General features: G+C 53.8%; 11 protein-coding genes. 10 read left to right on the top strand and 1 reads right to left on the bottom strand.

Going from position 1 to position 12,407, the window contains the following annotated elements:
• Nucleotides 1–17 precede the first annotated feature (17 nt).
• The 10 genes from ACZZZ4_RS14135 (at nucleotide 18) to ACZZZ4_RS14090 (ending at nucleotide 11,289) form a co-directional block, all read left to right on the top strand.
• The gene (locus ACZZZ4_RS14135) at nucleotides 18–533 is read left to right on the top strand and encodes an Hcp family type VI secretion system effector (RefSeq protein WP_007949952.1); all 516 of its coding nucleotides are present in this window, start codon (nucleotides 18–20) and stop codon (nucleotides 531–533) included.
• A 133-nt stretch (nucleotides 534–666) separates the two neighbouring features.
• Complete coding sequence (locus ACZZZ4_RS14130) at nucleotides 667–2,709, top strand: type VI secretion system Vgr family protein (RefSeq protein ID WP_463548061.1); 2,043 nt, start codon at nucleotides 667–669, stop codon at nucleotides 2,707–2,709.
• Entirely contained in the window at nucleotides 2,699–3,439 is a 741-nt protein-coding gene (locus ACZZZ4_RS14125) for a DUF4123 domain-containing protein (RefSeq protein ID WP_463548060.1), read from the top strand. The genes ACZZZ4_RS14130 and ACZZZ4_RS14125 overlap by 11 nt, the downstream gene beginning before the upstream one ends.
• On the top strand, nucleotides 3,436–4,467 hold the full coding sequence (locus tag ACZZZ4_RS14120; protein ID WP_463548059.1) for a hypothetical protein: 1,032 nt from the start codon (nucleotides 3,436–3,438) through the stop codon (nucleotides 4,465–4,467). The genes ACZZZ4_RS14125 and ACZZZ4_RS14120 overlap by 4 nt, the downstream gene beginning before the upstream one ends.
• 56 nt (nucleotides 4,468–4,523) lie before the next feature.
• Nucleotides 4,524–8,288, top strand: a complete 3,765-nt coding sequence (locus ACZZZ4_RS14115; RefSeq protein ID WP_463548058.1) for an RHS repeat-associated core domain-containing protein — start codon at nucleotides 4,524–4,526, stop codon at nucleotides 8,286–8,288.
• A gap of 15 nt (nucleotides 8,289–8,303) precedes the next feature.
• Entirely contained in the window at nucleotides 8,304–8,729 is a 426-nt protein-coding gene (locus ACZZZ4_RS14110) for an SMI1/KNR4 family protein (RefSeq protein WP_341639168.1), read from the top strand.
• Nucleotides 8,730–9,219: 490 nt separating this feature from the next.
• The gene (locus ACZZZ4_RS14105) at nucleotides 9,220–9,483 is read left to right on the top strand and encodes a hypothetical protein (RefSeq protein WP_394599341.1); all 264 of its coding nucleotides are present in this window, start codon (nucleotides 9,220–9,222) and stop codon (nucleotides 9,481–9,483) included.
• 225 nt (nucleotides 9,484–9,708) lie between these two features.
• Nucleotides 9,709–10,242, top strand: a complete 534-nt coding sequence (locus ACZZZ4_RS14100; RefSeq protein ID WP_463548057.1) for a hypothetical protein — start codon at nucleotides 9,709–9,711, stop codon at nucleotides 10,240–10,242.
• 189 nt (nucleotides 10,243–10,431) lie between these two features.
• Nucleotides 10,432–10,743 (top strand): hypothetical protein, encoded by a 312-nt coding sequence (locus tag ACZZZ4_RS14095; RefSeq protein ID WP_415763545.1) that lies wholly within the window; start codon nucleotides 10,432–10,434, stop codon nucleotides 10,741–10,743.
• Nucleotides 10,744–10,818: 75 nt separating this feature from the next.
• Nucleotides 10,819–11,289, top strand: coding sequence for a hypothetical protein (locus ACZZZ4_RS14090; protein ID WP_341639164.1), 471 nt, complete (start codon nucleotides 10,819–10,821; stop codon nucleotides 11,287–11,289).
• Between the two features lie 170 nt (nucleotides 11,290–11,459).
• On the opposite strand, the gene ACZZZ4_RS14085 is transcribed toward ACZZZ4_RS14090, so the two are convergent.
• Complete coding sequence (locus ACZZZ4_RS14085) at nucleotides 11,460–12,182, bottom strand: tellurite resistance TerB family protein (RefSeq protein ID WP_463548056.1); 723 nt, start codon at nucleotides 12,180–12,182, stop codon at nucleotides 11,460–11,462.
• Nucleotides 12,183–12,407 lie beyond the last annotated feature (225 nt).

Genomic DNA, 12,407 nt, shown 5'->3' with positions numbered 1-12,407 from the left:
CGCAAGGAGAGCACCCCATGGCAACACCAGCGTACATGTCGGTTACCGGCGAAAAACAAGGCCTGATCACTGCCGGCGCTTTCACCGCCGACTCCGTTGGCAACACCTACCAGGAAGGCCACGAAGACCAGGTCATGGTTCAGGCTTTCACCCACGACGTGATCATCCCGCGTGACCCGCAATCCGGTCAGCCAACCGGTCAGCGCGTTCACAAGCCAGTTGTGATCACCAAGGTCTACGACAAGGCTTCGCCACTGCTGCAAGCAGCACTGACTTCCGGCGAGCGCATGAGCGAAATCGTTATCCAGTGGTACCGCACTTCGGCTCAAGGCACCCAAGAGCACTACTACACCACCAAACTGGAAGACGCGATCATCGTCGCCATCAACAACAAAATGCACAACTGCCAGGATCCAGGCAACGCGCACTTCACCCACCTGGAAGAAGTGCAGTTCACCTACCGCAAAATCACCTGGACCCACGAAGTATCCGGTACTTCGGGTTCCGATGACTGGCGTGCTCCAGTCGTTTAATTACGGCTGACCGTTACACGCATCGGCCAGCTCTGCTGGTCGATGTTGTTTACGCCCCTCCAGAATTTCGCGTACGTTGAGCCGCTTTTTGCGGCCGTCGACGGGCGCCGCTGTACAGCACGAGGAACAAGGGATGTTCGCGCCGGCCAATGAAACCCACTTTGCCCTGACCATCGAAGGGCTTTCCGCCGATTTCCAGGTGTTTACCCTCACCGGTCGGGAAGCCATCAGCCAGCCTTTTGTCTTCGAGGTGGAGCTGGTCAGTGAGCAGCCGTCGCTGGACCTCGAAACCCTGCTGCACAAACCGGCCTTCCTGCAGCTGTCGCCCGACGGCAGCGGCATTCATGGCCTGATCTACCGCGCCGCGCAAGGCGATTCCGGCAAGCGCCTGACCCGTTATTCGGTGACCTTGCGCCCGCAACTGGCGTATCTGGCGCACCGCATCAACCAACGCATCTTCCAGAATCTCAGCGTGCCGAAAATCATCGGCATGGTGCTGGAAGAGCACGGCATCCAAGGCAACGCCTACGAATTCAAGACCGGCTCGATCTATCCCGAACGCATCTACTGCGTGCAATACGACGAGTCGGATCTGCACTTCATCCAGCGCCTGTGCGAAGAGGAAGGCATTCACTTTCACTTCCAGCACAGCGCCACGGCGCACAAGCTCGTTTTCGGCGATGACCAGACGGTGTTCCCGAAACTGGCCCCTGTGCCCTATCAGCAAGACTCGGGCATGGTCGCCAGCAACCCGGTGATCAAACGTTTCGACCTGCGCCTGGAAACCCGCACCAGCCGCACCACCCGCCGCGACTACGATTTCGAAAAACCGCGTCTGACCCTGGAAAGCGAAAACCGTGGCGACGCCCTGCCCGACCTCGAAGACTACGATTACCCAGGCCGTTTCATCGACCGCGAGCGCGGCAAGCACCTGGCCAAACGCGCCCTCGAACGCCACCGCAGCGACTTCCAGCTCGCCGAAGGCAAGAGCGATCAGCCGTTGCTGGTCAGCGGTCATTTCCTCGCCCTGACCGGACACCCGAAAGCCAAGTGGAACGACCTCTGGCTGCTCACCGAAGTCCTGCATGAAGGCAAGCAGCCGCAAGTGCTCGAGGAGTCGGTGACCAGCGACACCACCGCGCTGAAAGACGATTTCCACCAGGGCTACCGCAACCGCTTCCAGGCCACGCCGTGGGACGTACCCAACCGCCCGCCGCTGCGCCACCCGAAACCGCGCATCCTCGGCAGCCAGAGCGCAGTAGTCACCGGCCCGAAAGGCGAAGAAATCCACTGCGACGAATACGGCCGGGTCAAAGTCCAGTTCCACTGGGACCGCGAAGGTCAGGCCGACGACAAGACCAGTTGCTGGCTGCGCGTCTCCAGCGCCTGGGCCGGCGCCCAATACGGCGGCATCGCCATCCCGCGCATCGGCATGGAAGTGCTCGTCACCTTCCTTGAAGGCGACCCCGATCAACCGCTGATCAGCGGCTGCCTGTACCACAAGGAAAACACCGTCCCGTACGCCCTGCCGGCCAACAAGACCCGCAGCACCTTCAAGACCCTGAGCTCGATGGGCGGCGGTGGTTACAACGAACTGCGCATCGAAGACAAGAAAGGTCAGGAACAGATCTACCTGCACGCCCAGCGCGACTGGGACGAGAACATCGAGCACGACCAGAAAATCCGCGTCGGCAACGAACGCCACGACACCGTCGAGCAAAACAGCTACACCGAGTTCAAGGCCGAAGAACACCACACCGTCTACGCCGACCGCAAAGTCGAAACCCGCGCCAACGACCACCTCACCGTCGGCGTGAACCAGCACATCAAGATCGGCACCGGCCAGTTCATCGACGCAGGCCAGGAAATCCACCTGAGCAGCGGCATGAAAGTGGTGATGGAAGCCGGCGCCGAACTCACGCTGGTCGGCGGCGGCAGCTTCATCAAGATCGACGCCGGCGGCGTGACCTTGAGCGGCCCGGTAATCAACATGAACTCCGGCGGCAGCCCCGGCGTTGGTACGGGCGCCGCGCCGTTGATGCCCGGCGTGCTGAAACAGGCGGATGCCGACAAGGCCGGCCAGGTCCTGACCCCGGCCCAGATCAACACCCTCAAACGCAACGCGCCGTTCTGCGAAGAATGCGAAAAATGCAAGGCAGGTGCCTGTGCCATCTGATCGATTGACACCCAAAGACTGGCTGGCGCAACAGCCGTTGCAGAGTGGCGAGCGTTTGTATCTGGTGATCAGTGCGGCGAGCGATGCCGACGCCCTGAAAACCCTGTACCTCACCGAACCCACCGCCCAGCTCCTGCCGATCTGGGGCGGCACACCCTACTCCACTTGGCAACCGGTGATGCCCTACGTCACCGAACTCAAACCGAACTCGGCACTCCTGCCCTGGATCGCCGAAACCGACGTCCTCGACTGGGGCTGGCTGGCCGTCTCACGCGCCGAACCGAACGACGTGTTCCAGCACCTGCGCAGCCTGACACAGGTGAAGATGCCTGACGGGACGGAGGTGTTTTTCCGCTTCTGGGATGGGCGGCACATCTACCCGATTTTGAAGGGGCTTGGGGAGAAGGCTGGGGAAGTACTGCCGGTGTTTGAGCGGTATCTGATTAATGGGCAAACGCTGGAGGTTGGGACACGGGTTTTGCCGAAGGTGCGGGACTGGCCGTGGTGGGAGGTGCCCGAGAAGCTACTCAAACAGCTTGCCGAGGGCGACCTAAACACTGTCATCGACAACCTGATGCAGTGGCTGGGTGAAGACTGTCCTGAGCTGTATTTCGCATTTCCTGAAAACAACCTGCGCCGCAAAGTCGAACGCTTCGTCCGACATCAACCGAATACCGAAGACATGGCAGAGCGCCTCGCCGCGCAGCTGACAAAGGAAGTCAACGCATGATTAGCAGCCCACTGGGAACCTTGGTTCTTCAGGTACTGGACGCCAAAGCTCCCGACGTTAACCTGATCCTTAAAGACTTCAATAATTGCCTGAGCGACTACAAAAATTGGGCGGATGGTTTCTGGACAGGCTGGGCTATGGACGTCGACCAGAAATTCAAGGTTGGCAATGAGGTCAGCGTTACGCAGCGTAGAACCAGGACAGGGGCAGTCGAGACCTTTGCCGTGTGTCCAAAGGATGGCAAGTTTACGCTGATCCATGCATTCGAGACCGCACGCTACGTGCCCATCGGCGATACCCCGGTGCGCATCGAACAGGTCGAAAAAGCAATGATTGGCTACTCCGTGGTAGGAGCCCCGATCAATAAAAAGATTGGCCCCAGTGGTATCGAAACTATCGATAACTGCATCCCGGGGAAACACTATCGCATCACCTTTTTTCCAGACGTCTCCGAAAGCGATGTCAAAGCTCTTTATGGTTCTTATAAAGGTGTGATCAGCGATCTCGACGGCTGGTTGAGAAGCGAGTGGGCGAGCAAGTTCCAAGCGCAGTGGAGCACCTACTCTGCGGCGGATCGTGCGGGTCGCGCGATGATTCTGCTGAAAGAAGCGCTCGATAGCTTCGAGCAGGCGCTACTCAGTCTATGGGATGACTTGAAAAACCTTGTCGGTCTTCTGGCCGATCCGATAGGGAATGCCAAAAAGCTTCGCGACTACTTATCAGACCTTGAACTCGAAAAGCTCTACGCGACCTCCAAAGACGCAATTGCCTCTGCCTTGTTGATACTCAACGACGAACCGCTGATGTTTATCTACATCTCGGCAATTGTGGCCTGGGTGGGCATGCTGCCGCCGCAGGTGATCGTCAACGTGATCGCAAGCATCGGCGTCGAGTTCCTGATCAACGTAGTCATCGGTATCTGTCTTACGGGCGGAGCCGGCCTTGCCGTGCGGTTGGGGACCAAGGCCCTGAGCAAAATGAAGCCTGGGGAGCACTCAAATACCTTGAGGGTTTGGCTGAACAGTTGATGTCGGCTAGCAGCAAACATAGCCTTCCGGCCCATACAGAGCTTTCCAAGCCTGTAATGCTCAAGGCCAAGGATGTTCCACTGAACGCAGGTAAGAAGGCACCTCTTTCCATCGGTGTTACTGATACTGGTGGTGGCCCTGTGCCTCTTCCCAAGACCGCTGATACCCCCACGCTTAAGGAGCCGAACGCCTCGGTATTTGCTCGGAAGAAAACAGAACCGCAAAGCCTGCTGGTGAAAAACGAACCGGTTAATGACGCACCTAAGCAGTCCACGAACCCGGCTAATCAAGCGGCACAGTGCAAATCCAAAACCCGTTGCGAGGGCGACCCCATTTCGATGGTCACCGGTGAGGAACTACTAACCCTCACTGATGGAAAATTGGACGGCCTGCTACCGCTGGAATGGGTACGTCTTTACCGCACCAGCGCGGTAGAGATCGACAACCGTCTAGGCTTCGGCTGGAGCCATCCGCTATCACATAGTTTACAAATCAGCGATGACGTCGTGCTGTGGACTGACAACGAAAACCGTCGGACCGAGTTCCCTCTACCTAACGAACAGCGTCCGTCCATCACCAATAGCCTTTCCGAGGCGGCGATTTTCATAGGGGATGCGCCAGGCGAATTGATCTTGGCTCAGGCCGGAGAGGACACACGTTTTTATCATTTCCGCGCCGGACGCCTGACTACCATTAGCGATGCCTACGACAACCAATTGCACATCAGCTATGACTTGGTTGATCGCATCCAGCGCATCGATAACGGAGCGGGACGTTCTTTGCTCCTGCGCTATGAAGATCGCCATATTGTCGCCGTTGACTACCAACAATTAGGTCAGGAGTACAACGAACGAGGCGAACGCCAAGACCCGTGGCAGACGGTCAAGACACTGGTTAGCTATAAGTACAACGAGCGTAATCAACTGATAAGCGCCACCAATGCCGTTGGGGAAGTCGAGCACTATCACTATGACGAGCAGCATGTAATCCAACAGCGCCAACTGGCCGGCGGCGCAAGCTTTCACTGGGAGTGGGAACGCGAAGGCAAGTGGGCCCGTTGTACTCGTCAGTGGTCCAATATTGCGCAGATCGATGCGCGTTATGTTTGGGACGATGAAGGCACAGTTACTGTCGCTAATGCAGACGGCAGCGAGCAGATTTACGTCCACGATAAAAACGCTCGACTGGTCAGCGAGACCGGTCCGGATGGTGCAGAAACACAAAGAGCCTATGATGAAAAAGGTCAGCTAATTGCTGAAAAGGACCCTCTTGGCGCCATCACAGAATATCGATACAACGAAGCCGGACGCCTGGTCGCAATCATTCCCCCTGAAGACCAACCGACTACTTACGAGTATCACAACGGTTTCATACGAGTAGTCCGTCGGGGCAAGGCCACTTGGAAATACCAGCGGAACCTTCAGGGCGACATCACCCAGCAGACCGACCCCGACGGCAATGAGACGTGCTACCGCTATGACCGCCGAGGCCGCTTGCTGGAAATTACCCACCCCGACGGTAGCCGCCATCAGCTCGACTGGAACGGCCTTGGGCAATTGCTTGAAGAACGTCTGCCCGATGGAGGCCAGCGCAAGTACCGCTACGATTCATTCGGCCGATTGATCACCCGCCAAGACGAGAGCGGCGCCATCACCCATTATCAATGGGACGCAGCGCAGCGCTTGGCGCAGATCACTTTACCCGGTGGCACGACACGCACTTTCAGTTACAACGCCTACGGCAAAGTCACCGCCGAACGCGACGAGCTGGGCCGTATCACTCGCTACGAATACGCCGACAACCTGCACTTGGTCAGCCGCCGCATCAATCCGGATGGCAGCCAACTTCGCTACCGCTACGACAACTCGCAACTCAACCTCACCGAGATTGAGAACGAGCGCGGCGAACGCTATCAGCTCGACTACTACTCAAATGGCCTGATCCAGCAAGAAATCGGCTTCGACGGTCGCCGCACTGCCTACGAGTATGACCTCAAAGGCCAGTTGCTGAAGAAAACCGAATTCGGCGACGACGGCAGCGAACTGGTCACCGAATACCAGCGCGACGCCTCCGGTCGCCTCCTGGTCAAAACCCTGCCCGACAGCGAAGAGATTCACTACAGCTACGACGCACTGGGTCGCTTGGTAAATATTGATGATGGTCATTGGCCGCTTGCATATGAATACGATGTACAGGACCGCCTGATCACTGAACACCAAGGCTGGGGCACCACACGTTATGAATATGACAGCGTCGGCCAATTGAGCCATTGTCGCCTGCCCGATGGAAGCACGCTCGACTACCGTCATTTGTCCGGTGGGCGCCTGAGCAGCATCGACCTCAACGGTTCTCGCCTGACCAGCCACCAATTCAGCGCCGGTCGCGAACTACAACGCCAACAAGGACTGTTGCTCAGCCAATATCAGTACGACGAACAAGGTCGTTTGCAAGCACACAGCGTCAGTCAGCGTGATAAGAACCTGTTCCAGCGTCGCTATGAATACGACGCCATTGGCAACCTTTCCGGCGTCGACGATAGCCGCAAAGGCAATCGCAGCTATCACTACGACCCACTCGATCGTCTGATCAGCGTGCGCGGCGCCACACCGGAAAGCTTCGCCCATGACCCGGCGGGTAACCTGCTTGGCCAAACCAACGAAGGCACCGCCAACCTCGCCAACGTCAAAGGCAACCGCCTGTTGATGCAGGGTGACCGGCATTACGACTACGACGCCTACGGCAATCTGATTCGCGAACGCCGCGGCGCCGCCCAGAAAGTCGTCACCGAGTACCGCTATGACCGCCAGCATCGCCTGATCGGCGTCAGCCTGCCAGGCGGAAGCACAGCTAGCTACAAGTACGACGCCTTCGGCCGCCGTATCGAAAAAACGGTCGACGGCCGTACCACCGAGTTCTTATGGCAAGGCGAACGTCTGATCGCAGAAAGCGCAGAAAACCGGTATCGCAGCTATATCTACGAACCTGGCAGTTTCCGTCCTCTGGCAATGCTCGACGGCGAAGGCCCCCTGAAGGCAACGCCGTTCTATTACCAACTTGACCACCTCGGTACCCCTCAAGAACTCACCGACTACAGCGGCGAAATCATGTGGTCGGCGAAGTACCGTGCCTATGGCAACCTCGCGGCATTGGATGTCAGTGAAATCGACAACCCGCTGCGGTTCCAAGGTCAGTACTTCGATGCGGAGACGGGCCTCCATTACAACCGCCATCGTTACTACAATCCGGGAACTGGGCGGTTTCTGACGCCGGATCCGTTCAAACTCGCAGGAGGGTTGAACAACTACCAATACGTCCCTAACCCCACTATGTGGGTGGATCCGTTGGGATTGGAGTGCCTAGAGGCGGATGGAGGCAAGGCAAAAACTGCCGGAGCAGTGGATCCGGTTGCAGCAAACCGTAATGAAGCACTAAGCGGTATGGCGACGCCATTGGATCCCCACGCATATAGCGTTTTATACGAGACCAAAATTGGCCCGGATGTGCTAGCAGTTCCGAACCGCGCAGAACATTTCAAGGTTGCAAACGAAAGCCTCTTAAAGTCAGCCGATACTGATGCAGATTTTAATAAAATAATGGAAACCATGGTGCCAGGATTCAGACGTGTAAAGGGCACCAAGATACCTACCAAAGGCATTAGCCCTGGTAAGGAGGTCACATGGCATCACGTACCGGGAACGGATACACTCCAGCTGGTATGGCGCTATCAACATGAACAATCGAAAGGTCCTCAATGGAATGCTCTTTGGCAGAAGATGTTCCACCCCGGAAACAAAGGGGGCTTTGCGGATGGAAAGAAATAATTACGGAGGGCTGACATGAAGATTGACTGGAGTACTTTCGGGATTGAACAGGGATCCTCAGTGGATGCCAATACGATTTCCCAAGTAGAAAAACTACTTGGTGTAATTTTCCCAGAGTCCTACTTGGACTTAGTTAAATATTCCGACGAAGCCTCTCCTGAGGTGTCTTCATTTTCATATGACGACGAAGGAACTTGCATAAGCGAGTTCTTTTCATTTTCGCCCGACGCAACCCCGTATACCATCTCATGGTACTCAGGGGCAGGAAAACCCCCAGGGCTTCCGAATGGATTGGTCCCTATCGCACGGGATGCGGGCGGTTACCTTGTTTGCCTGAATTTCAATACGCCCTCAATTACGGTTGAAATTTTTGACCCAAACTCAAGTAAAACCCACTTAGTTTCTAATAACTTTGATGATTTTATTGGTTTATGGGCGTGAGTAGAAAAAGGGACGAAAACAACCGTGCGCATCCCCTCTCCGACTTTGCGTACATCATGCTAGGGCGTTGGGAGTGACACAGTGCATTTAACCTGATCTAGAAATAGCGAAGTTTCTTTTTTCACAGCTACTACACGATGCTGATGTTCGCTTTGAAAAGCGAAACCCAAACAATGGCTCGATAAAGGCGTTCGGCACTATGATTATACTCGGCCAGACTGTCGTCATAGCGATTCAGTGCTACCGTAATTATAACTTAGCTCAAGGAACGCCCCAGCCGAAAAATAATTATCACTTCTTCTGATCAGTGAAATCGAAAACGAACGCGGACTTGGACCAAGAATTCCATCAGGAAATGAAGCTGGCGATAACGACCTATGGATTCCGGGTCGAAAATTGCCAGATGGAAACAGTGAAGCAATAGTCGACGCTAAAGGCCCGCTTGCACAAAAATTTGAAATATCACCACTGTCTCTATAAGAGGATGATCATGAAATTCAATGACACTTCTATCAATACAGACGAGCGATTTACCATAGGAATAGAAGCAGTTAGTGGAACGTATTATGTTTCTATCCATGTTAACAACCGCTTGGTTGACTATGATGAGTATTACGAAATAAGCAAAGAGTCGTACGAACTCTTTCTTAAAGATCCGTCTGCAGCACTGATTTTTGTAGAGCGCTGTAAAGCTAGACAAGAAGACGAATCTCTCATGTTCAAGCCAGGCGCAGACCGCGGAGTTGCGACCTAAAAAATTTCTGACGAGCCGAACTTGCTATTTTCTCGGGAAGGCTCTAGCCCTTTTTCGGGATAGGTATCTCGTTTCAGCCGATTGCGGCCCTCACAGTCGCATGCTTTTGACTTGGACTGCTAACTCTAAATGACAGCCAACCGTTCTTAGAAAAATAATGACACCGGTATATTCCCAAGCTAGAGCATACTTAGGTTCCGAATCCACAAATTCGTGATTCAAAAAATGCTCATCAAAGCATTGACATTGGAACGTTTTGTGACAAACCTTGATGGCTGGAAAAGCTCAATGAAAACTACTTTTGAGACGGCTTTAGAACTTCATGAAACATCTGACTTCTTTAAAGGGACTGGAAAGTATTTTTCCCGCGGATCCGACTGGGGAGACCATCTCTTCATCAGCAACTGGCAGGAAATGTGTGGAGTTTTAAAAAATCAAAAAGCAGCACAAAGCCTGTTAACGACCATATTCGAAGATTACGCAAAACATTTAAAAGAAGACTATTCAGATGCAGAGGCATTGCTTTCAAACATAAGCGCTTACTACACACTTAAAAACAAAATCGCGTTTCTGTCAGCCACTAATTACGACCTAATTGAAAGCCTTGATGAACAAAGCAAGAAAAATACAGGGAAATTATTTCGCCTCCTTAGACAGCAGCACGATACAAAAAACAAAGAATCGCCAAAATACAAGTTTGACGACGAGATCAAGCGGTTAAAACTGAAGGGTTGCCTGCTTAATCTCGAAATTTTTTGAGCAGAGCGTATAATGCTAAATTTTTACGCCACCGTGCACTGATACATGACATGCCCTGTTGAACAAACCAAAAATTTTAGCCCTTGGTTTAAGCACGCATTAAAAATGGGTGACAGCGGAGCAAAAAAAAATCCACCCAACCCCACGCACAGCCAACTTCGACAAACCACAGATACCTCCTGAAGAATGATGAGAATTTTTTATGTGATTGCTAGAAAGGATATGGAGCCAAATCTTCTGCACAGTTCAAACTGGCCGAAAATTATAGGCTACTCATTCGAAGACAACTATTTTCACTTATCCCAAGGCAAAGGCCACGGCTTTGCCGCGAACGTCATGCCCGAATGGAAAGCTAGAAGTCCAGAGTGGACTGAAATATTTACAGTTTTAGACTCCACTTGGTTCTTAGATATGATTGCCAACAACAACTTCAGCAGCGAAAAGGCTTTTCTTGAAAAGCTAACCGCGCATATTGACAACCTAGACACAATTAGATTTTGACCAGTCCGAAATAAAAAAATTAAAATGGGTACAGATTTGCTTGCCAAGCCAACTTGACAACTGAGAACAACCTCAATGACAACAAACTTTGAAATAGCTTTGAACAAAAATCAGTTCCCTGCCTACTTCAAAGGTAGTGACCAATATTTCACAAGAGATCCTGATTGGGGAACCCAGTTGCATATCATAAATTGGCAAGGACTGTGCACCTATTTAGAGCCGCTAGAAACCTCGATCGAAATATTGAAAGATGCATTTAGCGAATACTTAAATTCGGTTGAGCTGACAAAAAAAGACGCCAGCGACTTGCTTGAAAACATTGGCTGCTATTATTACCTAAGAAACAAATACCCTTTCTTGTCAAAAGACGGATTTGATCTCGTGTGCGACACGACTGAAAGTGAGAAACAGAAAATCTCACGTATCATGGTTTTTCTGGGAGAAACAATCGAAGCCAACAATGATGCTCAGGACCTTGAACTCTATAATCGTCGCATGAGGAAACTCATTGATGACGGTGGCCCAACCAACATTGAGAACCTCTAAATTGTTCGACGAAACCCAACATATTTTTAGAAAAATGGAACAGATTTATTTTCTAATCACGAGAAATAAATCTGTCCCCATTTGTCTTTCTCATTTGTCTAACTCTGGTTTCCTCAATCCCGCAGACGGAAAAATCGCAACTCAACGCTGCGATTTCTCAAACCCATAATTCAAACCGCCGCCAACCGCACCTGCCTCTCCAACTCCACCTTCAACCCCGGCTCCAATTTCAACTGCCGCGCCAGTTCATCCAGATAGCTCTTCTCCATGAAACTCTCCTCATCCACCAGCATCACACTGGCGATGTACATCTCTGCCGCCATTTCCGGCGTGCTCGCGGCGCGGGCGACGTCGGTGGGGTCGAGGGGTTTGTTGAGCTCGGCATGGAGCCAGTGTTGCAGTTCCTGGTCGTTGTCGAGTTTGGTGAATTCGCCTTCGATCAGTTCGCGCTCGCGCTCATCGATGTGGCCGTCGGCTTTGGCGGCGGCGACCAGGGCTTTGAGGATGGCCTGGCTGTGTTGTTCGACTTGCGCCGGTGGCAGGCGGTCGAGGGTTTGCGGTTCGGTTTGGGGGGCGCTGCCTTTTTGCGCGTTGTAGTTGCCGTAAGCCTTGTAGGCCAGCACGCCGAGTGCGGCGAGGCCGCCGTAGATCGCGACTTTGCCGCCGACCTTGCGCACTTTTTTGTTGCCGAGCAGCAGGCCCATGGCGCCGGCCGCCAGTGCGCCTCCGCCTGCGCCGGAGAGCAAGCCGCCGAGGCCGCTGGCGCCTGACGAGCCGCCGAGCAGGCCGCCCAGCCCGCCGGCAGCCGATTTGTTCGATGCGCCGCCAGCCTTGTTCTGCAGCAGATCCTGGCCGGATTTGAGCAGTTGATCGAGCAATCCACGGGTGTTCATGTTCCGCCTCCAAACAGGGGTTATCCGGATCTGTAAGGCCCTCAGCCTAGTGCGAAAGTGCCCGAGGCGGCCTGGCGAGTGTGCTTCGAGATGTTGCTCGCATTCGGAATTGAAGTCCGCGGCTGACCTTGAAAAAACCGATCTACACTTCAGCCCAGCGAGCAATCTCCATCGCCGAGGTCGAGAGGCGCCCGCCCTGCCACGGCCATCTCTGACTACGCTAAT

This window comes from Pseudomonas sp. AC252 (assembly GCF_979258105.1).
This window is presented reverse-complemented; position numbering and strand designations above follow the sequence as displayed.